Annotated in this window: 18 protein-coding genes and 2 pseudogenes; 6 read left to right on the plus strand and 14 right to left on the minus strand. The window is 73.3% G+C overall.

The features are described from left to right. The first annotated feature begins 53 nt into the window (after positions 1 to 53). Positions 54 to 1193: an aminoglycoside phosphotransferase family protein gene (locus J2X68_RS28640; RefSeq protein WP_310435470.1), complete on the plus strand. Its 1140-nt coding sequence runs from the start codon at positions 54 to 56 to the stop codon at positions 1191 to 1193. Positions 1194 to 1437: 244 nt separating this feature from the next. Next, positions 1438 to 3357 (plus strand): N-acetylmuramoyl-L-alanine amidase, encoded by a 1920-nt coding sequence (locus J2X68_RS28645; RefSeq protein ID WP_310435471.1) that lies wholly within the window; start codon positions 1438 to 1440, stop codon positions 3355 to 3357. Between the two features lie 7 nt (positions 3358 to 3364). On the opposite strand, the gene J2X68_RS28650 is transcribed toward J2X68_RS28645, so the two are convergent. The 6 genes from J2X68_RS28650 to J2X68_RS28675 form a co-directional block, all read right to left on the minus strand. Continuing rightward, the gene (locus tag J2X68_RS28650; protein WP_062646030.1) at positions 3365 to 3862 is read right to left on the minus strand and encodes a hypothetical protein; all 498 of its coding nucleotides are present in this window, start codon (positions 3860 to 3862) and stop codon (positions 3365 to 3367) included. 162 nt (positions 3863 to 4024) lie between these two features. Further along, the gene (locus J2X68_RS28655) at positions 4025 to 4267 is read right to left on the minus strand and encodes a DUF397 domain-containing protein (RefSeq protein ID WP_020126126.1); all 243 of its coding nucleotides are present in this window, start codon (positions 4265 to 4267) and stop codon (positions 4025 to 4027) included. Positions 4268 to 4350: 83 nt separating this feature from the next. Then, the gene (locus J2X68_RS28660; protein ID WP_310435472.1) at positions 4351 to 5517 is read right to left on the minus strand and encodes a thiolase domain-containing protein; all 1167 of its coding nucleotides are present in this window, start codon (positions 5515 to 5517) and stop codon (positions 4351 to 4353) included. Next, a complete protein-coding gene (locus J2X68_RS28665; protein ID WP_310435473.1) occupies positions 5514 to 6563 on the minus strand; it encodes a thiolase domain-containing protein in 1050 nt (349 codons plus the stop codon). Before J2X68_RS28665 ends, J2X68_RS28660 begins: the two co-directional genes overlap by 4 nt. Continuing rightward, positions 6560 to 7501 carry an OB-fold domain-containing protein gene (locus J2X68_RS28670; RefSeq protein WP_310435474.1) on the minus strand — a complete coding sequence of 314 codons (942 nt, stop codon included), beginning with the start codon at positions 7499 to 7501 and terminating at the stop codon, positions 6560 to 6562. The genes J2X68_RS28665 and J2X68_RS28670 overlap by 4 nt, the downstream gene beginning before the upstream one ends. Before the next feature lie 132 nt (positions 7502 to 7633). Then, the gene (locus J2X68_RS28675) at positions 7634 to 8434 is read right to left on the minus strand and encodes a crotonase/enoyl-CoA hydratase family protein (RefSeq protein WP_310435475.1); all 801 of its coding nucleotides are present in this window, start codon (positions 8432 to 8434) and stop codon (positions 7634 to 7636) included. Positions 8435 to 8608: 174 nt separating this feature from the next. On the opposite strand from J2X68_RS28675, the gene J2X68_RS28680 reads away from it, so the two are divergent. After that, entirely contained in the window at positions 8609 to 10213 is a 1605-nt protein-coding gene (locus J2X68_RS28680) for an acyl-CoA synthetase (protein WP_310435476.1), read from the plus strand. Positions 10214 to 10238: 25 nt separating this feature from the next. Here J2X68_RS28680 and J2X68_RS28685 read toward each other — a convergent pair whose 3' ends face one another. Together J2X68_RS28685 and J2X68_RS28690 are read right to left on the minus strand one after the other, a co-directional pair. After that, positions 10239 to 11879 carry an alpha/beta fold hydrolase gene (locus J2X68_RS28685; protein ID WP_310435477.1) on the minus strand — a complete coding sequence of 547 codons (1641 nt, stop codon included), beginning with the start codon at positions 11877 to 11879 and terminating at the stop codon, positions 10239 to 10241. After that, entirely contained in the window at positions 11792 to 12661 is an 870-nt protein-coding gene (locus tag J2X68_RS28690) for an alpha/beta hydrolase (RefSeq protein ID WP_310435478.1), read from the minus strand. Before J2X68_RS28690 ends, J2X68_RS28685 begins: the two co-directional genes overlap by 88 nt. Before the next feature lie 208 nt (positions 12662 to 12869). On the opposite strand from J2X68_RS28690, the gene paaK reads away from it, so the two are divergent. Then, positions 12870 to 14165 carry a phenylacetate--CoA ligase PaaK gene (gene paaK / locus J2X68_RS28695; RefSeq protein ID WP_310435479.1) on the plus strand — a complete coding sequence of 432 codons (1296 nt, stop codon included), beginning with the start codon at positions 12870 to 12872 and terminating at the stop codon, positions 14163 to 14165. Here paaK and J2X68_RS28700 read toward each other — a convergent pair. The 4 genes and pseudogenes from J2X68_RS28700 to J2X68_RS28715 all read right to left on the minus strand — a co-directional run. After that, positions 14160 to 15656 (minus strand): acyl-CoA synthetase, encoded by a 1497-nt coding sequence (locus J2X68_RS28700; protein ID WP_310435480.1) that lies wholly within the window; start codon positions 15654 to 15656, stop codon positions 14160 to 14162. The genes paaK and J2X68_RS28700 overlap by 6 nt on opposite strands. 124 nt (positions 15657 to 15780) lie before the next feature. Continuing rightward, entirely contained in the window at positions 15781 to 17334 is a 1554-nt protein-coding gene (locus J2X68_RS28705) for an acyl-CoA synthetase (RefSeq protein ID WP_310435481.1), read from the minus strand. Continuing rightward, positions 17331 to 18440, minus strand: coding sequence for a nitronate monooxygenase (locus tag J2X68_RS28710; protein WP_310435482.1), 1110 nt, complete (start codon positions 18438 to 18440; stop codon positions 17331 to 17333). The genes J2X68_RS28705 and J2X68_RS28710 overlap by 4 nt, the downstream gene beginning before the upstream one ends. Positions 18441 to 18494: 54 nt before the next feature. Then, positions 18495 to 18686: pseudogene (locus tag J2X68_RS28715) on the minus strand (transcriptional regulator); the annotation flags it as partial. Between J2X68_RS28715 and J2X68_RS28720 the strand changes: the two are divergent. Next, positions 18685 to 18819: pseudogene (locus J2X68_RS28720) on the plus strand (SDR family oxidoreductase); the annotation flags it as partial. The pseudogenes J2X68_RS28715 and J2X68_RS28720 overlap by 2 nt on opposite strands. A 15-nt stretch (positions 18820 to 18834) precedes the next feature. Here the strand turns inward: J2X68_RS28720 and J2X68_RS28725 are convergent. Then, entirely contained in the window at positions 18835 to 20442 is a 1608-nt protein-coding gene (locus tag J2X68_RS28725) for an NAD(P)/FAD-dependent oxidoreductase (RefSeq protein WP_310435483.1), read from the minus strand. A 598-nt stretch (positions 20443 to 21040) separates the two neighbouring features. Between J2X68_RS28725 and J2X68_RS28730 the strand changes: the two genes are divergently transcribed. After that, positions 21041 to 21214 carry a hypothetical protein gene (locus J2X68_RS28730; protein ID WP_310435484.1) on the plus strand — a complete coding sequence of 58 codons (174 nt, stop codon included), beginning with the start codon at positions 21041 to 21043 and terminating at the stop codon, positions 21212 to 21214. A 6-nt stretch (positions 21215 to 21220) separates the two neighbouring features. Here J2X68_RS28730 and J2X68_RS28735 read toward each other — a convergent pair whose 3' ends face one another. Further along, complete coding sequence (locus tag J2X68_RS28735) at positions 21221 to 23452, minus strand: serine/threonine-protein kinase (RefSeq protein ID WP_310435485.1); 2232 nt, start codon at positions 23450 to 23452, stop codon at positions 21221 to 21223. Positions 23453 to 23736: the final 284 nt, after the last annotated feature.

Genomic DNA, 23736 nt, shown 5'->3' on the forward strand with positions numbered 1-23736 from the left:
ACCGGTCGGGGCAGCGTTCTGACGTCCGGCACACGAAGGGATCTGTTTCTCCCATGTACGCAGCATCGTCCTCCGTGTCCGCCCCGCCCCGGTCGCTGCACACCCGCCCGGGCGGCGGCGGCCCCTACCTCGATCCCGCAGCGCGGTCGGCGGGTCCCGCGCTCGGCGCCGGTCCGGTCCGGCGTCCCGCGGGGCTCGGCGCACAGCCGCTCAGCGGGAGACTCGACCTGTCCGGCCCGCAGGGCGCCCAGCTGCGCACGGCGATCGCGTCCGTGCACCGGATCTGCCCGGAGTTCACCCCGGTCCAGGTGCTGCGCCGCAGCGGACGCTCGGTCCTGCTGGTCGGCACCACCGGCCGCAGCACGGCGGTCGCCAAGTGCTTACTCGACCACTCCCCCGTCTGGGCCGAGCAGATCCGGCACGAAATAGCCGCGTACCGCACGTTCGTCCGGCACCGCCCTCCGGTGCGGGCGCCGCGACTGATCGCGGCGGACCCGGACAACTGCACACTGGTGATCGAGCGGATGCCGGGCAGGGTGGCGGCACTGCAGCGGCACCCCACCGAAGCCCCGCCGCGGGCGGACGTGCGGGCGGCACTCGGCGCGGTCTGCCGGCTCAACGCCTGGCGGCCACCGGCGGGGACGTTCGACGCCCCGCTGGACTACGCCGCCCGCATCTCCCGCTACCACGAGCTGGGTCTGCTCACCGACCGGGACCTGGGCGACCTCCAGAAGCTGCTGCACGGCATCGCGGCCTCCGCGGGCCGGCAGGGCATGGGCCAGTTCTGTCACGGCGACGCCCTCCTGTCGAACATCCTTCTCTCACCGGCCGGTCCAGTGCTGGTGGACTGGGAGCACGCGGGCTGGTATCTGCCGGGCTACGACCTGGCGACCCTGTGGTCGGCGCTGGGCGACGCGCCGGTGGCGCGCCGTCAGATCAGCCAGATCGCCCAGTCGGCGGGTCCCGCCTCACGTGACGCCTTCCTGGTGAACCTGATGCTGGTCCTGACCCGCGAGATCCGTACCTACGAGACGGCCGTGCAGCGTTCGATGCACGAGGTCACCCCGACGGCTCCCGGGGCCCATCCGGGTGGCGGGCCGTCCGGCGAGGAACAGCGCCTGCTGCTGCGACGGCTGCACGACGACTGCCAGTTGGCCCGCCGGGCCGTACGCGCGGCGGTCGGCACCCGCTGAGGGGGACGGGGGGCCGCGGTGCCGCCTGAACGGCGGCGCGCCGTGGGCCCCCGGGGTGCGTCAGCGGTGTCTTGACGAGGGAAACCCCGGTGTGCGGGCATGATTGACGGGTTGTCGGCAAGCCGGTGACCGATGGCTCATGTCCGGCCCCGCACTCCCCGCCCGCTCGTCCCAGGAGGCCGTCTTGCGAAAACCCGTCACCCACCCCGTACCTGGCAGACACACCCGAAGAGCCGCCGGCGCCATGGCGTCGGCGGCTCTGCTGCTCCCGCTCCTCGGCGCGGCCTCCCCGGCCGAGGCCACGGACCCGTCGACGTCCCGCACCTCGGAGGCGACCAGCCTCCGGCGGGCCTTCGCCGCCGCGGCGGCCGAGTACCACGTACCGCGGAGCCTGCTGCTGGGCGTCTCCTACCTGCAGTCCCGCTGGGACACACACGGCGGAGCGCCCAGCGTCACCGGCGGCTACGGGCCGATGCACCTCACCGACGCCCGCACCGCGCTCGCCGCGGCGCCGCACCACAGCGAGGGCGCGGAGGACGCCCGCGGCGACTCCGCCCGCCCGGCGCGTGTCCCCGCGACGCGGCTCCCGGCCGCCGAGGAGCTCCCGGCCCGGCTGCGGACCCTGCCGAGGGCGGCGGAGCTGACCGGGCTGAGCGCCGAGGAGCTGCGCACCGACCCCGCGGCCAACATCGCGGGCGGCGCCGCGCTCCTCGCCGCCGCGCAGCGAAGCCTGGGCGAGCCGCCGAGCGCCGACCCGGCGGACTGGTACGGCGCGGTGGCGCGCTTCTCCGGAGCGGACGACAGCGCGACGGCCGCCGCCTACGCCGACGACGTCTACGGCGTGCTCCGCACCGGCGCGGAGCGCCTCACGGACACCGGTGGGCCCCTCGCCCTGGCCGCGGCCCCGGATCTGGCCCCGCGGACCGCCCAGCTGCGGGAGACCGGCCTGCGCACGGCCTCCACGGCCGGCACCGAATGCCCGACGACGGTGTCCTGCGAGTGGATCCCGGCGCCGTACGAGCAGTTCGGCGACAACGACTACGGCAACCACGACCTCGGCGACCGGCCGGCCGCTCCCGGCATCAAGTACATCGTGGTGCACGACACCGAGGGCGGCTGGGAGGGGGTGCTGAACATGGTCCAGGACCCCACCTATGTGTCCTGGAACTACACCCTGCGCTCCACCGACGGGCATGTCGCCCAGCATGTGAAGGCCAAGGACGTGGCCTGGCACGCGGGCAACTGGTACATCAACGCCAAGTCGATCGGCCTGGAGCACGAGGGCTTCCTCGCCCAGCCGGACTCCTGGTACACGGAGGCGATGTACCGGTCGTCGGCGCGGCTGGTGAAGTACCTGGCGGCGCGGTACGGCATCCCGCTGGACCGGCAGCACGTCCTGGGCCACGACAACGTGCCCGGGCCGACCACCGCGAGCGTCTCCGGGATGCACACGGACCCGGGACCCTACTGGGACTGGCGGCACTACTTCGAGCTGCTGGACCGGCCCTTCGCGGCGGCGGCCCGCAGGAGCGGCGCTCTGGTGACGATCCGGCCGGACTACCTCGCCAACCAGCCGGTGTACACGGACTGTGTCACCAAGGGCCTGCCGTGCGCGGCGCACGGTTCCGGCGCGGTGCGCCTGTACTCCGACCACGACGAGAAGTCGGCGCTGATCACGGACGTCGGCCAGGGCTCGGCCCCGACCACGGGCGTGAACGACACCTCCTCGCGGGTGTCCACCGGCCAGCAGTACGCGGTGGCCGACCAGTGGGGCGACTGGACGGCGATCTGGTACCTGGGGCAGAAGGCGTGGTTCCGCAACCCGAAGGACCGGCCCACGGCGGTGCCCGCGGCAGGCCAGGTGATCACGCCGAAGGACGGCCGGGACAGCGTGCCGGTCTACGGCCGCGCCTACCCGGAGGCGTCGGCCTACCCGGCGGGCGTCCCGGCCCAGACGGTGTCACCGCTCCCGTACACCCTGCCGAAGGGCCAGAAGTACGTGGTCGGTGACAAGGTGCCGGGCGAGTACTACTACGCGGTCACCTTCGACACCGGCTCGCACCAGGTGGTGACCGGCGAGGACCAGTACTACGAGATCCAGTACGGCCACCGGGTGGCCTTCGTGCGGGCCGCGGACGTGAAGCTGACCTCGTCCGCGTCGTAGCCGTGCCTCAGCCCTGCTGGAACAGCTCCGCCGGGAGCGGTTTCAGCAGGGCGTACAGGTCGTCGGTGATGGGGCGGTCCCAGGCGGCGATGGTCACCAGGACGTTGTCGCTGCGGTCGAACTGCACGCAGGAGATCCGGCCCTCGGAGAGCTTGAGGCGGCGCACGATCAGCAGGTTGTCGCCCTGCATCACCGGCATGTCCTCGGTGCCGACGACGGTCACCTCCTCGTCGTTCTCCAGCGCGAGGAGCAGCTGGGCGACCTCGAAGGGGACCTCCCCCTCCTCCACCTCACGGGCCGGGGAGCCCTCGGGCAGGTTGCCGATGATCATCGCGGGGCCGCGGCCGCCGAACAGGTCGTAGCGCAGGAAGACGCCCTGGCAGCTGCCGTCGGGGGCGGGCAGCAGCCCGGCGCCGAGGTTGCCGGGCCAGTCGCCCGGATCCATGGCCAGGACGTCGAAGTCGGGCCCGGCGGGGGTGGCGCTGCGGCGGCGGAGGAACGACATGCCGCCATGGTACGTGGACAGCGCCGTCCGGCGACCGCCGGGAGGGACGCGGTTCGTCGTCCCGGGTGGTGTCACTCCCCGGGTGGTGGCGGCAGACGCCTGCCCGCCCGGTCCCCCCGTGCGGGCGGGCTCCGGGTGCCGGACGTACGGTCGGCGCCGGTCTCAGGTCAGGTCGAACTCCCCCTCCCGCGCCCCCGACACGAACGCGCCCCACTCGGCGGGCGTGAAGATCAGCGAAGGGCTCTGGGGGCTGCCGCTGTTGCGCATCGCGATGAACCCCTCGACGAAGGCGATCTGGACATCCCCCCGCCCCCGGCTGCTGGACTGCCACTCGGCGTTGCTGAGGTCCAGCTCCGGCTTGTCCCAGCCCGTGAGCGGCTGCTGCTGGATGGTGCTCTCGGCCACGTCCGTGCTCCTCCCGGTTCGTCGTCCGCGGCTCAGCCTAGCGATCGGTCCCGGACGCCGACAGAGCACGTGAGGGGGACCTTTCAGGACTCCGGTGGCCGCGCTCCCACGAGCCACATGGAGAAGAACTGCGAGCCGCCGCCGTAGGCGTGCCCGAGGACCTTCCGGGCCCGCTCCACCTGGTGTTCCCCGGCCTGGCCGCGCACCTGGAGGGCCGCCTCCGCGAAGCGGATCATGCCGGAGGCGCCGATGGGGTTGGTGGACAGCACGCCGCCCGACATGTTGACGGGCAGGTCGCCGTCGAGTTCCGTCACCCCGGCCTCGGTCAGTTTCCAGCCCTCGCCCTCGTCCGCGAAGCCGAGGTTCTCCAGCCACATGGGCTCGTACCAGGAGAACGGCACGTACATCTCGGCGGCGTCGATGTCGCGGCGCGGGTCGGTGACGCCGGCCTGCCGGTAGACGTCGGCGGCGCAGTCCCGGCCGGCCCGCGGCGACACCGCGTCCTTGCCGGCGAAGAGGGTCGGTTCGCTGCGCATCGCGCCGCCGAGCATCCAGGCGGGCGGCCGGGGCGCGCGGGCGGCTCCGGCCCGGTCGGTGAGGATCATCGCGCAGGCGCCGTCGGAGGAGGGGCAGGTCTCCGAGTAGCGGATCGGGTCCCAGAGCATGGGCGAGGCCTGGACCTTCTCCAGCGTGATGTCGTGCTCGTGCAGGTGGGCGTAGGGGTTCTTCAGCGCGTTGCGCCGGTCCTTGTACGCCACCAGCGAGCCGACGGTGTCCGGGGCGCCGCTGCGGCGCATGTACGCCCGCACATGGGGTGCGAAGAAGCCGCCCGCCCCGGCGAGCAGGGGCTGCTGGAAGGGGATCGGCAGGGACAGTCCCCACATGGCGTTGGACTCGGACTGCTTCTCGAAGGCGAGGGTGAGCACGGTGGCGTGGACGCGGGCCGCGACGAGGCCCGCGGCGACGAGCGCGGTGGACCCGCCGACGGAGCCTGCCGTGTGGACCCGCAGCATCGGCTTGCCGACGGCGCCGAGGGCGTCGGCGAGGTAGAGCTCGGGCATCATGACGCCCTCGAAGAAGTCGGGGGCCTTGCCGATCACGACGGCGTCGATGTCGGCCCAGTTCAGTTCGGCGTCGTCGAGGGCGCGCCGGGCGGCCTCGCGGACGAGCCCCGCGATCGACACGTCCCGGCGGGCGGCGACGTGCTTGGTCTGGCCGATCCCGACGACGGCCACGGGCTCCTTGCTCATCGCGGTTCCCCTTCGAGTACGGCGACCAGGTTCTGCTGGAGACACGGGCCGGAGGTGGCGTGGGCGAGGGCGCGGTCGGACTCGCCCCGGTGGATGCGCGCGGCGGCCTCGCCGACCCGGACGAGGCCGGCGGCCATCATCGGGTTGGCGGCGAGGGCGCCGCCGGACAGGTTCACCCGGACGCTGTCGTCGAGCCGCAGCGCCTTGCGCAGGACGACCTCCTGCGCGCTGAAGGGCGCGTGGAGTTCGGCGGTGTCGACGGGCCGTTCGAAGGCGCCGGCCCGTTCGGCGGCCAGGCGGGTGGAGGGCGAGTCGGTCAGGTCGCGCACACCGAGGGCGTGGGCCTCGATCCGGTGGTCGATACCCCGGATCCAGGCGGGCCGGGAGCACAGCTCGCGGGCCCGCTCACCGGCCGCGAGGATCACGGCGGCGGCGCCGTCGCCGACCGGCGGGCAGTCGCCGGTGCGCAGCGGCCGTACGACGTAGTCCCCCTGGCGGGCCGAACCACGCGACTGCGCGCGGGGGTTGAGGGTCGCGACCCGGCGGCTGCGGGCGCCGATCGTGGCGAGGGCGCTCTCGTCGGTGTCGCCCGCGTCGATCAGCGCCTGCGCCTGGAGGGCGGCGAGGGCGACGGAGTCGGGCCACAGCGGGGCGACGTAGTACGGGTCGAGCTGACGGGTGAGCACGTCGCGCAGGGAGCCGGGCGAGGACTTGCCGTAGGAGTAGACGAGGGCGGTGTCGGCGTCGCCGGTGAGCAGCTTGGTCCAGGCCTCGTACAGGGCCCAGGCGCCGTCCATCTCGACGTGGGACTCCGAGATGGGCGGCCAGGCGCCGACGCCGTCGAGCGCGAGGGTGAAGGAGAAGGCCCGGCCGGCGAGGTAGTCGCTGGAGCCGGAGCAGGTGAAGCCGATGTCGGCGGTCTTCAGTCCGGTCCGGTCCAGGACGCTGTGCAGGACCGGCATGAGCATCTCGACCTCGGAGAGCTCGTCGGTGGTGCGCAGGACGTCGGTCTGCGCGAAGGCCACCACCGCGATGTCCCGGTTCACAGCAGCTCCTTGTAGGCGTCGTAGTCCGCGTCGGGTTCGCCGGTCGGCCGGTAGTGGTCGGGGTAGCGGGCGCCGTCCGTCCACACGGGTTCGACGCGCAGGCCCATGCGCACCTGGTCGTAGGGGATGCCGCCGATGCGGGCGTGCAGGGCGAGGTCGGCGCCGTCGAGGGCGATGTGGGCGTAGACGTAGGGCACCTCGATGTCGAGGTTCTTCGCCTTGATGTTGACGATGCAGAAGGTGGTGACGGTCCCGCGCGGCCCGACCTCGACCTGTTCGGCGGTCGGGACGCCGCAGGTGGGACAGGCCCCGCGCGGCGGCACGTACACCTTGCGGCAGGACGGGCAGCGCTCGCCGACGGTCCTGCGGTCGGCGAGGGAGGTGATGTAGGCGGTCTGGGCGCGGCCGGGCGAGTAGGTGTAGTCGAGCCGGGCAGCGGCGACGATCCCGGCGACCGGGTCCGCGAACTCGCCGTCGCTTCCGCCGAGTTCGATCGGCCCGCCGTCGTACGGCTCGAAGCAGGCGATGTCGGTGATGGCGCCGGTGCGCTCCTCGGCCCAGCGGATCCGGACCCGCATTCCGGTGCGCACGGCCTCGGGGCCGGGGGCGTCGAGGGCGTGCAGGAGGGCGGTGTCGGCGCCGTCGAGCCGGACCAGGACCCAGGCGAAGGGGGTGGTGAGGGGCTGTCCGCGGCGGGGGGCGTGGTTCCACGCCCAGGTGGCGACCGTGCCGCTGGGGGCCACCTCGACCAGGTCGCGCAGTTCGTCGGCGGTGACCGGGTCGTACTCGACGGGCGGGACGAGGGTGCGGCCGTCGGTGGCGGTCACGCCGAGGACGACCCGCTCGCGCAGACCGGTGAGAAAGGCGCTCTGGACGGGTCCGAGGGACCGGGTGAAGGGGAACTCGACGACAAGCGGCGCTTTGAGCACTTCGGGCATCGGGGCTGCCTCCTCGGGAAGCCGACGTCGGCGGGAGCGCCCCCCGGAAGGGGCGCGGGAAACTGCGCGACCAGCCACGACGGGCCCGCAGTACGGCGAACAGCGGTTACCGCCCACGCACCCCGCGGATTGTCACGCACGCCGGTAGACCGGCGCCCGCTTCTCCGCGAAGGCGCGGGCGCCTTCCTTGGCGTCGTCGGTGTCGAACACCGGCCAGCCCCGGGTGAGTTCGGCGGTCAGGCCGTCGGTCTCGGTCAGATCGGCGGCCTCGTAGACGGACGCCTTGACGGCCTCCACGGCGAGCGGGGCGCAGGCGTTGACGCGTCCGGCGATCTCCAGGGCCTTGTCCAGGGCCGTGCCGTCGGGGACGACATGTCCGATCAGGCCCACGGCCGCGGCCTCGCGGGCGGGGTAGGGCCGGCCGGTGAGCAGCATCTCCAGGGCGTGGGTGCGCGGGATCTGGCGTGGCAGCCGGACCGTCGAGCCCCCGATCGGGAACAGGCCGCGTCTGACCTCGAAGAGGCCGAAGGTGGCGGATTCGCCCGCGACGCGGATGTCGGTGCCCTGGAGCATCTCGGTGCCGCCGGCCACGCAGTACCCCTCGACGGCGGCGATCACGGGCTTGCGGGGGCGGTGGTGGCGGAGCATCGCCTTCCAGTGGAGATCGGGGTCGGCCTTGAGCCGGTCGCGGTGCCGCTCGCCCTCCATGCCGTGGCCGGCCAGTGCCTTGAGGTCCATGCCGGCGCAGAAGGAGCCGCCCGCGCCGGTGAGGACGATCGAGCGGACCGAGTCGTCCGCGTCGGCCTCGAGCCAGCCGTCGTACAGGCCGACGAGCATGGCGATCGACAACGCGTTCCTGGCCTCCGGTCTGTTGAGCGTGAGCACGAGTGTGGCGCCTTCGCGTCGCACGGTGAGGTGTTCGGTGCCGCTCATCGCAGGTCTCCCCTCGGAAAGAACGAGAACAGGTTGCAGGAGGTGTGATGGCAGTTCAAGGGTTTTCTGACAGTCAGTCAGATTTATTGGCGCGAGCCCTTCCCACTTGCCGCCCCCTTTGCTCAGATGACCGACGAACCGTCGGAGAACCAGGCCCCCCGGTCAGGAGGAGCGGTGGAGTACAACCTTGCCGACCTGTTCGAGTCGGTCGTCGACGTGGCGGCGGACCGTGAGGCGCTCGTGTACGTCGACCACCCCGGCACGGGCGCGGAGCGCCGGTTGACGTACGCGGAGCTGGACGCCGCGGCCAACCGGGTCGGCCACCATCTCCTCGACAGCGGGATCCGCCCGGGCGAGCACCTCGGCCTGCACCTGTACAACGGCGTCGAGTACCTCCAGACGGTACTGGGCTGCCTCAAGGCGCGGATCGTGCCGGTCAACGTCAACTACCGTTATGTGGAAGAGGAGCTGGTCTACCTCTACCGGGACGCCGACCTGGCGGCGCTCGTCTTCGACGCGGAGTTCACGGACCGGGTGGCGGCTGCGCTGCCGCAGACGCCGGCGCTGCGGCACCTGATACGGGTGGGGCCGCCCGGCGAGGACTTCACCTCCTTCACGGACGCCGAGGCGAGCGGCTCCCCCGGACGCGGATTCCCGTCCCGGTCGGGAGACGACCAGTTCATCATCTACACCGGTGGCACGACCGGGCTGCCCAAGGGGGTGATGTGGCGTCAGGAGGACCTCTTCTTCGCGGGCCTGGGCGGCGGCTCGCCCACCGGAGAACCGGTGAAGAAGCCGGAGGAGATCGCCGAGCGGGTCGCGGCCGGCGGTACGGGGATCACGTTCTTCCCCACCCCGCCGCTGATGCACGGCACCTCCACCCTCACCGCCTTCATCGGCTTCCACTTCGGTCAACGGGTCGTGCTGCACCGCAAGTTCGTGCCCGAGGAGGTGCTGAGGACGATCGAGAGGGAGAAGGTCACCAGCATCTCGCTGGTGGGCGACGCGATGCTGCGGCCGTTGATCGACGCGCTCGAGGGACCCCTCAGGGGCACGGACTGCTCGTCGGTGTTCAGCGTGTCGTCGTCCGGCGCGATCATGTCGGACACGGTCCGCCGCCAGTTCCGGGCCCTGATGCCGAACGCGATGCTGCTGAACAACTTCGGCTCCTCGGAATCCGGGTTCAACGGCACGGCGACGGACGACTCGGGCCCCGAGCGCGGCTTCCGGGTCCGCGTGAACTCCCGTACCCGGGTGGTCGATCCCGCCACCCACGAGCCGGTCGCCGCGGGCGAGGTCGGGCGGGTCGCCCAGTGCGGTCACGTGCCGCTCGGCTACTACAACGACCCGGCGAAGACGGCCGAGACCTTCTTCCGCAAGGACGGCGAACGCTGGGTGCTGCTCGGCGACATGGCGACCGTCGACGAGGAGGGCGTGGTCGTGGTCCTCGGGCGCGGCTCGCAGTGCATCAACACCGGGGGCGAGAAGGTGTACCCCGAGGAGGTCGAGCAGGCGCTGAAGTCTCATCCGGACGTGTACGACGCCCTGGTGGCCGGGGTGCCGGACCCGACGTGGGGCAACCATGTGGCGGCGGTCGTGCAGATGCGCGACGGCGCCGCGCGGCCCTCGCTCGAGGACATCCAGCGTCATTGCCGCTCCCGGCTCGCCGGGTACAAGATCCCGCGTCAGCTGGTGGTCACGCAGGCCATCCGCCGCTCGCCGAGCGGGAAGGCGGACTACCGCTGGGCGCGCGAGGTGGCGGTCGCCGAGAGCCGCTGACCCGGCCGGGTCCCGGCCGCGGGCGTCAGCTCCAGGGCGTGACCGTCAGCCGGACGCTCGCCTCCTCACCCAGGATCGGCGCCGCCGTCGCGGGGAGGGGGATGTGGGCCAGCCAGACGCCGCCACGAGGGTCCTCGTCGCCGCACGGGGCGCCGGTGGGCCGGTGCTCCCAGATGGCGCCGGGGAGGTCCGAGTTCCAGACGGCCCACACTCCCGGGCCCTGCGGGGCGGAGCCGACGTCGACGACGAGGATGTCGGCGAAGTCCGCGGTCTGTTCGAGGTGGTCGGTGAAGCGCAGGATGCCGTCCCGCTCCCGCAGCGACAGGATCCGCAGGTGCAGCGCGTAGCGCAGCGTGGGAGTCTCCGGGGGCCGCGGCGCCCTGCTGTTGAGGAACGTCGTGGCCAGCGGGACGGGGTCGGCGGGCGAACCGTCGCCGTGCGGCCGCGGCAGCTGGATCGGGCACCAGTGAGCGGCCAGTTGTTCGTGCATCACGCCGGGCAGCCCGCGCACCGCCAGCCGCACCTCGGCCTGCCAGCTGATGCCGCGGCCCTCGCCGGGCAGCCGGACGCCGACCAGTTCGGCCTGGACCCGCAGGTCGCCGAAGAGGAAGCGCTGGAGGTTCTGGTAGCCCTCCTCGGAGTTGACGAGTCCGTAGCGCCCGCTGTGACTTCGGTGGACGAACGCCCGCTGGGCGTGGGGCACTTGGGCGTTGTCGATCTGCACCAGCCCGTCGCTGCGTGCGCCGACGGCACGCGCGGACAGCCCGTGGGCGACGTCGTAGTCGGTGGGATCCGTGCCCACCAGGCAGAAGACCCGGTGCGGCGGGAAGCGGCCCTCGGGAATCTCCCGCGGGTCCCACCCGCGCGGCGGTCCGCCGTCCTCCCGGAGCGCGTCGGGGGTGAGGTACTCGTACATGCGGCGGGGGGCGAAGACGTCGGCGCCGGCGACGCCGGTGGCGGCCATCAGCCGCTCGACGAGACCGGATCCGACGTCGAAGGCGATGCCTCCGTGCGGGGTGCCGTAGGTGAAGAACTTGTCCACGTGGTCCGCCGGGTCCTCCCCCCGCTCGGGGAGGATCTTCTGGAGCAGGCAGCGGCAGACGAGGCCGCCCATGGAGTGGGCCACGAGGTGGACGCGCGGCGCGCCGCTCTTCTCCCTGAGCCGCGCGACGAGGCGGCGCAGGTCCTCGGCCGCGTCCTCCAGGCGGAACTTCCTGGGGTTCGTGCCCCAGGTGCTCGCCGAGGCGTCGTAGAAAACGGTGGATCCAGATGCTGTCGGGCGGGATCTCGTCGTGCGTGTCCAGGTACGTCTCCTGGCCGCCCTGCACCAGGATCCGGTACCCCTCGTCGAGATGCAGCCGCAGCAAGGGGCTCTCGAACTGGTGGAAGGCGGGCTTGTCGTCCGGTCCGACGCGCACGTGCGTCGAGCCCTCGTTGAAGCCGTAGAACGGGTCCTGGACGGCGTTGTCGATCCCCGAGGTGCCGCCCGCGAATCCCCGTACGTACACGATGGGGAGCTTCGGCTGGTCGGGCATGGCCCACTCCGCGGATCGAGTCGCCGGTGGAGGCATTTCCAGTCTAGGCGGGCGGCACCGGACCGGCGACCGGTGTGGCGTCGAGGAAGGTCGCGGTGCGTCCGGTGAACCACTCCGGGTCGTCCAGCCACGGGTAGTGGCCGGCACCGGGCTGTACGGCGAACTCGGCGTTCGGGAAGGCGTCGGCGAGGAGGCGGGCGAGGGCGGGCCGGGGGCCGCCGTCCCGCTCACCGGCGAGCACCAGCACCGGGGCGGCCACGGCCGCGAGGGCGGCCCGCAGGGTGGGCGGGTCGAAGGCCTCCGGGTCCAGGAAGGCCTTCTCCGCCTCGGGGTTGGTCTGTTCGTCGGCGGCGTCGTCGTGGGCGCGGGCCGCGGCGTCCCAGCGGCCGTAGAAGAAGGCGCCGACCACCGCCCAGTCCGGCTCGTCCCCGCGCGCGAGCCACGCCTCGAACGCCGGGTACGCGGTGGCGAACCACGGTTCGTCCGCGCGCAGCCGGGCCGCCGCCAGCCGGTCCTCGGCGGTGGCCGGACACCCCAGAGCCCACGGTGTGGCGGTGATCAGCGCGAGCCGCGACACCCGGTGCGGGTAGCGGGCCGCGTACAGCAGGGCGAGACTGCCGCCCGCCGAGTGGGCGAGGACGTCGATCCGCTCCCGGCCCAGCCGGACGCGCAGCGCCTCGACGTCGTCGACCTGCCGGTCGCACCGGTAGGTCGCCGGGTCCGCCGGGACGGCGGAGTCGCCGGTGCCGCGCAGGTCGAGGAGGATCAGCCGGCGGCGGGCGGCGAGCCCGCCGAGGTCGCCGAGGTAGGCGGAGGCGCGCATCGGGCCGCCGGGCAGGACGACGAGCGGCTCGCCCTCGCCCCGTACGTGGTAGGCGAGCTCGGTCCCGTCCGGGGCGGTGAAGATCGGCATGCCCCCGATCCTCGACGCGGGCCGGACCCGTGCGCAACGGCATTCTCCCGGGCGAAAGTCACGGCCGCCCCCTTGCCTGCGGCGGGCCGGCCTGGATTACTGATCCCGAGGAAGATCGACCGAATGATCGGTCGCCCGTATTGCCATGGTTCGATGGTCGTGTCGGCAGGGCGACGAGGGTGACGAGGGTGACGAGGGAGAACGTCCCATGACGGATGCGAGGAACCTGCTGGACGAGGGCGAGCGCCTCGACGAGGACGCCCTGCGTGCCCTGCAACGGGAGCGGCTGCGGGCCTCGTTGCGCCACGCCTACGCCAACGTGCCCTTCTACCGCGAGTCCTTCGACAAGGCGGGCGTCCACCCCGACGACTGCCGTGACCTCGGCGACCTGGCCCGCTTCCCGTTCACCACCAAGGCCGACCTGCGCGCGCACTACCCGTACGGGATGTTCGCCGTGCCCCGGGAACGCATCCGCCGCATCCACGCCTCCAGCGGCACCACCGGCCGCCCGACGATCGTCGGCTACACGGACGCCGACCTGGCCATGTGGGCCGACATGGTGGCCCGTTCGATCCGGGCGGCGGGCGGGCGGCCCGGTGACACGGTCCATGTGGCCTACGGCTACGGCCTGTTCACCGGCGGCCTCGGCGCCCACTACGGCGCCGAACGCCTCGGCTGCACGGTGATCCCCGCGTCCGGCGGCATGACGTCCCGTCAGGTCCGGCTGATCCAGGACCTCGAACCCCGGATCATCATGGTGACCCCCTCCTACATGCTCACGCTGCTCGACGAGTTCGAACGCCAGGGGGTCGACCCGCGGTCCACCTCCCTGCGCGTCGGGGTGTTCGGCGCCGAGCCGTGGACGGAACGGATGCGTCAGGAGATCGAGGAGCGGTTCGCGATCGACGCCGTCGACATATACGGGCTGTCGGAGGTGATCGGCCCCGGGGTGGCGCAGGAGTGCGTGGAGACGAAGGACGGCCTGCACATCTGGGAGGACCACTTCTATCCCGAGATCGTCGACCCGATCACCGGCGAGGTCCTGCCGGAGGGCGAGGAGGGCGAGCTGGTCTTCACCTCGCTCACCAAGGAGGCGATGCCCGTCGTCCGCTACCGCACCCGGGATCTGACCCGGCTGCTGCCGGGCACGGCACGGGCCTTCCGGCGGATGCGGAAGGTGACCGGCCGCAGTGACGACATGGTCATCCTGCGCGGGGTGAACCTCTTCCCCACCCAGATCGAGGAGATCGTGCTGCGCACGCCGGGGGTGGCGCCCCACTTCCAGCTCCGGCTGACCCGCGAGGGGCGCCTCGACGCCCTCACGGTCCGTGCGGAGGCCCGCCCCGACGCGACCCCCGAGGAGCGCGACACGGCCGCGCACAGCATCGCGGCGGCCGTGAAGGACGGGATCGGTGTGTCGGTCGCCGTCGAGATCGTCGATCCGGAGTCGCTGGAGCGGTCGGTGGGCAAGATCAGGCGGATCGCGGACCTGCGGGAGTCATGACGCGAACCGTTCGCGCAGCTCCCGCTTGAGGATCTTGCCGCTGGCGTTGCGCGGCAGCTCGTCGACGAACAGCACCCGCTTCGGCGCCTTGAAGTGCGGGAGGCTCTCGCGGGCGTGGGCGACGAGTTCCTCCTCGGTGACCTCGCCGCGCGGGACGACCACGGCCGTGATCGCCTCGATCCACTTCTCGTCGGGCAGGCCGATCACGGCGGCCTCGGCGACGGCGTCGTGGGTGTACAGCGCGTCCTCGACCTGGCGGGAGGCGACCAGCACCCCACCGGAGTTGATGACGTCCTTCACCCGGTCGACGATCGTGAAGTAGCCGTCGGCGTCGCGCACGGCGAGGTCGCCGGAGCGGAACCAGCCGTCGCGGAACGCGGCGGCGGTCTCCTCGGGCTTGTCCCAGTAGCCCTCGCACAGCTGCGGTGACCGGTAGACGATCTCGCCGGCCGTGCCGTCGGGGACGTCCTCGCCGTTCTCGTCGACGACCCGGGCGTCCACGAACAGGACCTGGCGCCCGCAGGAGTCCAGTCGGCCCTTGTGCTCGTCGGGGGCGAGGACGGTGGCGAGCGGGCCGATCTCGCTCTGGCCGAAACAGTTGTAGAAACCCAGCTCGGGAAGGCGTTCCCGCAGCCGCTCCAGCACGGGCACCGGCATGATGGACGCCCCGTAGTAGGCCTTGCGCAGCCCGCTCAGGTCGCGGGTGGCGAAGTCGGGCCGGCCGGCCAGCCCGATCCATACGGTCGGCGGGGCGAAGAGGCTGTCGACGCGGTCCGCCTCGATGAGGTCGAAGAGACGGTCGCCGTCGGGCGCGTCCAGGACGATGTTGGTCGCGCCGACCGCGAGATACGGCAGCAGGAACACGTGCATCTGCGCCGAGTGGTAGAGCGGGAGGGAGTGCGCCGGGCGGTCGCCCGCGCTCAGGTCCAGGGCGGCGATGGCGCTCAGGTACTCGTGCACCAGGGCGCGGTGCGTCATCATCGCGCCCTTGGGCAGGGCCGTGGTGCCCGAGGTGTAGAGCAGCTGCACCAGGTCCTCGGAGCGCGGTTCGGGACCGTCGTACGCGGGGGTCGCGGGCAGCCGGGCGAGGAGCGAGTCGTCCGCGTCGCGCAGCGGCAGCGTCCTGGTGCCGGCGGGGAGCCGGCCGGCCAGGTCCGGATCGGCGAGCACCAGCGCGCTGCCCGACTGCCGGACGAGGTACGCCAGGTCCTCGCCGGTCAGGTTCTGGTTGACGGGGACGTGCACGAGGCCGGCGCGGGCGCAGGCGAGGAAGGCGATGAGGTAGGCGTCGGAGTTGTGGCCGTAGGCGCCGACCCGGTCGCCGGGGGCGAGGCCCTCGCCGAGCAGGACGCTCGCCGCGCGCGAGACGGCCTCGTCGAGTTCCTCGTAGGTCCAGGTGCGGTCGCGGTACTCGACCGCGACGCGTGCCGGGGTGCGGCGGGCGCTGCGCCGCAGCACCCCGTCGACCGTGCTGCCATGTCCGGGCGTCATGACTCATGATCCTCGGACGGCGGCCGGGGCGGGTCAAGTCGCCGGCGGCCCGGGACGCGAACCGGGCTCCGGCCGTGGCGTCCCCTCCGGGGAAGGGACGCCGCACGCGTCCGCCCGGTCCCGCTCACACGGGCCGCGTCCGTCCCTCCCAGTACGGCTCCCGCAGCCGCCGCTTGTAGAGCTTGCCGTTCGGGTCGCGGGGCATCTCGGTGATGAAGTCGATGCTCCTGGGCCGTTTGTAGCCGGCCAGCCGTTCGGCGCAGTGGTCGAGGAGAGCGGCGGCGAGGTCGGGCCCGGGCGTGTGTCCGGGGGCCGGTTCGACCACGGCCTTCACCTGCTCGCCCCAGTCGTCGTGCGGGATGCCGAAGGCGGCGGCGTCGGCGACGGCGGGGTGGGCGAGCAGCGCCGACTCGATCTCGGCGGGGTAGATGTTGACCCCGCCCGAGATGATCAGGTCGATCTTGCGGTCCCGCAGGAAGAGGTAGCCCTCCTCGTCGAGCACGCCGAGGTCGCCGACGGTGAAGAAGTCGCCGATGCGGTTCTTCCGCGTCTTGTCGGCGTCCTTGTGGTAGGTGAAGCCGCCGGTCGCCATCTTCATGTAGACCGTGCCGAGTTCGCCGGGCGGCAGGCGCTCGCCGGCGTCGTCGAAGACGGCCAGTTCGCTGATGGGCCAGGCCTTGCCGACCGTGCCGGGCTTCTTCAGCCAGTCCTCGGCCGTGGCGAAGGCGCCGCCGCCCTCGCTGGCCGCGTAGTACTCCTCCACGCAGGTGCCCCACCAGTCGATCATCGCCCGTTTCACATGGTCGGGGCAGGGCGCGGCGCCGTGGATGGCGTGCCGCACGGACGACACGTCGTAGCGGGCCCGGACGTCCGCCGGGAGTGCCAGCAGGCGGTGGAACTGCGTCGGGACCATGTGCGTGTGGGTGCACCGGTGGGTGTCGATGAGCCGGAGCATCTCCTCGGGCGTCCACTTGTCCATCAGGACCAGGGGGTGGCCGATGTGCAGGGACGCGGCCGCGAACTGGAGCACGGCCGTGTGGTAGAGCGGCGAGCAGACGAGATGCACGTTGTCGTCGAAGGGCCGGATGCCGAAGATGCCGAGGAAGCCGCCGAGGTAGGACTCCTCGGGCAGCTTGCCGGGCAGCGGGCGCCGGATGCCGCGCGGGCGGCCCGTCGTGCCCGAGGTGTAGTTCATCACCCAGCCGAGGGTGCGGTCGGCGGGCGGCGACTCCGGTTGTCCTTCGAGGAGTTCGGCGTACGGGCGGAAGCCCTCGACCGCGCCGACGGCGTACCGGTGGGTGGCCGGGAGACCTGCCTCGTCGGCGGCCCGGCGCGCCTGGTCGGCGAACCGCTCGTGGGCGAGCAGGACCTTCGCCCCGGAGTCGGAGACGATCCAGGCGATCTCGGGCCCCACCAGGTGGTGGTTGACGGGGACGAGATAGAAGCCGGCCTGGGTGGCGGCGAGATGGGCGGCGAAGAACTCGGCCGAGTTGGGCAGGACGACGGCGAAGGCGTCCCCGCGCTCCAGTCCGGCGGCGCGCAGTCCGTGCACGAGCCGGTTGGCGGCGGCGTGCAGGCGGCCCGCGCTCCACCTCTCTCCGTCCGGCGCGATCAGGACGGTGCGGTCGGGGTCCTGGGCCGCCTGGGCCCAGAAGCCCGCGGGGGGTGTGCTGGTCACGTTCCGCTCCTTCCGGCGATGCGGTTGACGCGGTCCACGGCCCGCTCGAAGCCGCGGGTGAGGTCGTCGAAGACGGCCTGGACGCTGCGGACGTCGTTCATCCGGCCGACGATCTGGCCGACGGGCGTGCCGAGCAGGGGGTCGACCTCGTACTTCTGGATGCGCGAGACGGCCTCGGCGACGAGCAGGCCCTGGAGCGGCATCGGAAGGGTGCCGGGTCCGTCGGCGGCGTCCCAGGCGTCGGTCCATTCGGTGCGCAGCTGGCGTGCGGGCTTCCCGGTGAGGGCGCGGGAGCGGACCGTGTCGCCGGAACCGGCCGCGAGGAGTTTGCGGGTGAGGGCGGACGAGCGCAGATCGGCCTCGGCGGTGGTCAGCCAGACGGATCCGAGCCATACGCCCTGGGCGCCCAGCGCGAGGGCGGCGGCGACCTGCTGTCCGCTGCCGATGCCGCCGGCCGCGAGGACCGGCAGCGGGCCGACGGCTTCGACGACCTCGGGGGTGAGCACCATGGAGGCGATGTCGCCGGTGTGGCCGCCCGCCTCGTAGCCCTGGGCGACGACGATGTCGATGCCGCCGTCCCGGTGTTTGCGGGCATGCCGGGCGCTGCCGGCGAGGGCGGCGACGAGCACGCCCTGCTCGTGGGCGCGGGCGACGACGTCGGCGGGCGGGGAGCCGAGGGCGTTGGCCAGCAGCCGGATCGGGTAGGCGAAGGCGACGTCGAGCTGGCCGCGGGCGACCTGTTCCATCCAGCCCGTGATGCGCCATCCGGACGCCTCGCCCTCGGCCAGCTCGGGCACCCCGTACTTGGCGAGGGTGTCCCGCACGAACTGCCGGTGCCCTGCGGGGATCATCGCTTCGACGTCCGCCTCCGTGACGCCTTCGACCTTCTTCGCGGGCATGACGACGTCGAGGCCGTACGGCTTGCCGTCGACGTGCGCCTCGATCCAGTCCAGGTCGCGTTCGAGGTCGTCGGGCGCGGTGTAGCGGACCGCGCCGAGCACGCCGAAGCCGCCGGCGCGGCTGATGGCCGCGGCGACGGCGGGGAACGGCGTGAAGCCGAAGACGGCGTGCTCGACTCCCAGTTGCTTGCTCAGCTCCGTCTGCATGGGCGCAGGATGCCGCAGCCGGTGCGACGACGGAAGCCCCTTTCTGATACTCCGTCAGATTCGATGCCCTCGGCCGGGTACGCACATCCGCTGGGTGCCCACGACCGAGAGCAGCCGCAGCGCCTCCTCGGACGACGAGCCCGGGGCGGCCGTGCAGATGACCACCCCCTGGTCCCGGTCGGTGATGTCCGGGACATCGCAGTCGACGGTGACGAGACCGACGACGGGGTGGCCGATCGTCGCCCGGCTCGACGCGGCGACCCCGCCGGGCCGCGCCGCGGACCCGGAGGAGATCGCCCAGGCCGCGGCCTGGCCGCTGAGCGACCGGGCGTCCTGCGTCACCGGCACGGTCCTGCGGGTCGACGGCGGCATGCGGGCCTGGTCTCCCGGCCGCTCAGCGGGCGGCCGGCTCCTCCAGCACCGCCATCGCCGCGTTGTGTCCCGGCACCCCGCTGACCCCTCCCCCGCGCACCGCGCCCGCGCCGCACAGCAGCACGTTGGCGTGCCGGGTCTCCACGCCCCAGCGACCGGCGCCCTCCTGGGCGTACGGCCAGGCCAGGTCGCGGTGGAAGATGTTGCCGCCGGGCAGCCCGAGGTCGCGTTCCAGGTCCAGCGGGGTCCTCGCCTCGATGCAGGGGCGGCCGTCGGCGTCGGTGGCCAGACAGTCCGCCAGGGGCTCGTCGAGGTGGGCTTCGAGCTGGGCGAGGGTCGACCTCAGGAGCTCCTCGCGCACGGCGTCGTTGTCCCGTGCGAAGAGCCGGGCCGGAGTGTGCAGACCGAACAGGGTCAGCGTCTGGTAGCCCCGCTCCACGAGGTCCGGCCCGAGGATGGTCGGGTCGGTCAGGGAGTGGCAGTAGATCTCCGAGGGCGGGGCGGCGGGCAGTTCACCGGCGGCCGCCTGGGCGTGGGCGGCGGCGAGCTGCTCGTACCCCTCGGCGATGTGGAAGGTGCCGGCGAAGGCCTCGCGCGGGTCGACGGAGCCGTCCCGCAGCCTGGGCAGCCGTTTCAGCAGCATGTTCACCTTGAGCTGGGCGCCCTCTGCGGGGGCGGGCGGCTCGTCGCCGGTGAGGGCCGCGAGCGCCTGCGGGGAGGCGTTCACCAGGACGTGCCGGGCGGTGGCGACGGCCTCGCCGTCGGCGGTGCGGTAGGTGACCTCGGCCGTACGGCCGTCCGTGTCGATGCGTACGGCCTCGTGCCCGGTGGCCAGGACGGCGCCCGCCTCCCGGGCGGCGGCGGCGAGGGCGTCGGTCAGGGCGCCCATGCCGCCGACCGGGACGTCCCAGGCGCCGGTGCCGCCGCCGATCACGTGGTAGAGGAAGCAGCGGTTCTGCTGGAGGGAGGGGTCGTGGGCGTCCGCGAAGGTCCCGATGAGGGCGTCGGTGAGGACCACGCCCCGCACCAGGTCGTCCGTGAAGCGCTCCTCGACGGCGACGCCGACGGGCTCCTCGAACAGGGTCCGCCAGGCCTCCTCGTCGTCGACGCGGCGGCGCAGCTCGTCCCGGGTGGGCAGCGGCTCGGTCAGGGTGGGGAAGACGCGCCGGGCCAGGCGCCCGGTCATGCCGTAGAAGCGCTCCCAGGCCGCGTACTCGCGCTCGCCGCCGGTCAGCCGCGCGAACGCCTCCCGGGTCCGCTCCTCGCCACCACCGACGAGCAGTCCGGTCGGCTGCCCGCCGCGCTCCACGGGGGTGTACGAGGAGATGGTGCGGCTCTGGACGCGGAAGTCCAGCCCCAGGTCCCGGACGATCTTCCGCGGCAGCAGGCTGACCAGGTACGAGTACCGGGACAGCCGGGCGTCCACGCCGGTGAACGGGCGGGTGGAGACGGCGGCGCCGCCGGTGTGGTCGAGCCGTTCCAGCACCAGCACCGACCGGCCGGCCCGGGCCAGATAGGCGGCGGCGACCAGACCGTTGTGACCGCCTCCGACGATCACGGCGTCATAGGCGCGGTGCCCCCGTTGATCCGCGTGCCCCGCGTGTCCCGGCTTTCCCTCGTGTTCAGGCATGGTTCTTCGTAACACGAGCCGATCAAGGTCGGCCAGAGGTGGTCGCGACCGACGCGGGGGAAACGGCCGGTCGGCCGGGAAAGCGGCGTGCGCCGTCCCTCCTCGCCGCGGGGAGCCGCCGGCCGGACGTCATGGTGGCGCGTCCGAGCATCGCGGCCGGGCCGCACGGCCGGATCGGGCGCCCCGGGCGGCAGCCCTCACCCGCGCGCCCCGGCAGGACCGGAGGGCGCTGTGTGCGGTGCGTGCGTGCGGCGGTGCGGCGGGGGCGGCGGTCTTCCCGCGACGTGGACGGCGCATTCCTTGACGCTCCCGCGGCCTTCCGCACGGGAGACGGTCCTCAACGTCGTCGGCGTCCGTCTCCATCTGGAGCGCGAGGGCAGGATCCTGCTCGGCCTGCGGCACCCCGACTCGGCCTTCGCGCCGCTGCACCACCACTTCCTGGCCGGTCACTGCGAGCAGGAGTCCGCCGTCGCCTGCCTGATCCGCGAGGCCCCAGGCCCGGGGGGAAACCGGTCCGGAGATCGCGGCGGCGGACGTCGAACTGGCGCATGTCGTCCACGTCGTCGACTCGCCCGGCGGCCGGCCGCGTGTCCAGCTCGTGTTCCGCGTCGCGCGGTGGCGGGGCGAGCCGCGGCTGCTGGAGCCGGGCAAGTGTCTCGGCTGGGACCGGTATCCCGTGGACGCGCTGCCCGAGCCGATGGTGGGGTACGCGCGGGCGGCGGTCGCCGGGATCCGCGCCGGGCGGCTCTGCACGGAGCTGGGCTGGGCCTGAGGAGGCCTACGCCCCGCCGGCCGCCCGGCGCTGTTGCAGCACCGCAACCCTCCGGTACACCTCGACCGCTTCCCGGCCCCGGCCGAGCCGTTCCAGGCAGTGCGCCTCGTCGTTGCGTCCGGCCAGGGTGTCGGGGTGGTCGGCGCCCAGCAGGCGTTCGCGGGCCGCGGCCACCCGCCGGTACTCGGTCAGGGCATCGGCCCAGCGGCCCAGCCAGCCCAGGCCGACGGCGACCTCGCGGCGGCTGACCAGCGTGTCGGGGTGGTCCGCGCCGAGCACCCGTTCCCGGATGGCGCACACGTCCCGGGACTCGGCGAGGGCCTCCTCCCAGCGGCCCAGCCGGCCGAGATTGACGCCGAGACCGTGCCGGGCCCGCAGGGTCTCGGGGTGCGCCGGGCCGTGGATGCGGGTGCGGTCGTCCACGAGCCCGCGGTAGAGCTGAAGGGCCTCAGCGCCGCGGCCGAGGCGGCCCAGGCTGATGCCGGTATCGTAGCGGGCGGCGAGGGTGTCGGGGTGGTCGGGTCCGAGGACCTGCGCGCGGGCCGCGGCGACCTCACGGTAGGTCTGGAGGGCTTCCGGCCAGCGGCCCAACTGCCCCAGGGTGTAAGCGACCTCGTAGCGGGTGACCAGGGTGTCCGGATGGGCGGGGCCCAGGACGCGGGCGCGGGCGACGGCCACCTCGCTCGCCGTCCGGTGGGACTCCTCCGGACGGCCGAGCCTGCTGAGGTTGAAGGCGAGGTTGTGGCGGCAGCGCAGGGTGTCGGGGTGGTCGGGGCCCGCCGTGCGCACCCGGGCGGCGAGGACCGAGAGGTACACCTGGTGGGCGTCGAAGTGGCGGCCCAGCCGGCCGAGCACGTAGGCCGTCTCCTGCCGGGTGGCCAGCGTGTCGGCGTGGTCGGCGCCGAGCACCCGGGTACGGGCGGCGGCCACGTGCCGGTACTCGCGCAGCGCGTCGGCGGCGCGGCCGGTGCGGCTCAGGGTGAAGGCCACCTCGTAGCGGCTGGCGAGCGTCTCGGGGTGGTCCGCGCCGAGCAGGTGCGCGCGTTCGGCGGCGACGGCGCGGTGCACCTCCCCCGCCTCCGCCCAGCGGCCGAGCCGCCCCAGGCTGAGGCCGGCGCCGTGCCGGGCGGCCAGCGCGGTGAGCGCCTGCGGGGACGGTGTGTCCGGGTCCGGCGGGGCGGGCGCCGCGCCGAGCGTGGGCCGGGGGATCCACTCGCCGGTCAGGGCCGCCCCCGCGTCCGGCGGCGCCACCCGCAGTCCGGCGCCGGTGGCCTTGTGGCCGGTGGTCATACCCTGCGTCCAGGCCGGCAGCCGCGGCTCACGGCCGACGGTCCCGGGCGGCCGCAGCTCGGGCCGCGGGGTCACCAGGGTCGGCACGTACCCCGGCGCGCTGCGGGCCGCGGCGATGCGCCGGACGATCTCCCGGGCGTCCTGGGGGCGCTGGTCCGGCCGTTTCGCCAGCAGGTCCACGATGATCCGGTCGAGGTGGTCCGGCAGGTCGGGGCGGAGTTCGCGCGGCGGCCGGGGCGGGGTGTCGCGGTGGCCGACGAGGATCGCCCAGGGGTCGTCCAGGTCGAACGGCGGGGCGCCGGTGGCGATCTCGTACAGCACACAGCCCAGCGAGTAGAGGTCGCTGCGCCGGTCGACCTCCTCCCCGCCGATCTGCTCGGGCGACATGTAGTGCGGGGTGCCCATGGCGATGCCGGTGCCGGTGAGACGGGAGGTGAAGCCGATGTCGTGACCGAGGCGGGCGATGCCGAAGTCGCAGATCTTCAGCGTGCCGTCGGCCAGCCGCACGATGTTCGCGGGCTTCAGGTCGCGGTGCACCACGCCCTGCCGGTGCGTGTAGGCGAGGGCCGCGGCGACCTGGTCGGCGATCTCCACGACGTCGGCGACGGGCAGCGGCCTGCGCTCGTTGTCGTCCAGCAGCCGGCACAGGTTGCTGCCGTCGAGCAGTTCCATGACCAGGAAGAGCACACCGTCGCTGTCCCCGAAGTCGTGGACGACGGTCACCCCGCGGTGCTGGAGCGCGGCGGCGACGCGGCCCTCGCGCCGGAACCGTTCCCGCAGGACGCGCCCGGAGGAGGGATCGTGGTGCGGGGCGATCGGTTTGAGGCACTTCACGGCCACCTGCCGGCCGAGGGACTCGTCACGGGCACGCCACACCTCGCCCATGCCGCCGCGCCCGATCCGGTCCAGCAGCCGGTACCGGCCCTGGATCAGCCTGCTCTCCGCCATAGTGCGCCGCCGCCCCCGTCGCTTTCCGGCCCTCCCCGGCCCGTCCAGTATGGCGGCCTATCGCCCGACTTTGAACGGTGCCGGACGACCTCCGTTGCCGGACGACCTCCGGGGCCGGGCGACCTCCGGGGCCGAGCCCGGCCATGGGCTGCCCGCCAGGCCCTGCGGAACGCGCCCGGGCGGGAGGTGCCACCACGCCCGCGCGGGCGCACGGCTCGGCGGGGCACCCCCGGGACACGCAACTCCCCGGTGGGGGTGACGGATTGGTTCTCGAAGACGAGGAG

The organism is Streptomyces sp. 3330 (assembly GCF_031456635.1).
In the GTDB taxonomy this organism is placed as follows: Bacteria; Actinomycetota; Actinomycetes; order Streptomycetales; family Streptomycetaceae; genus Streptomyces.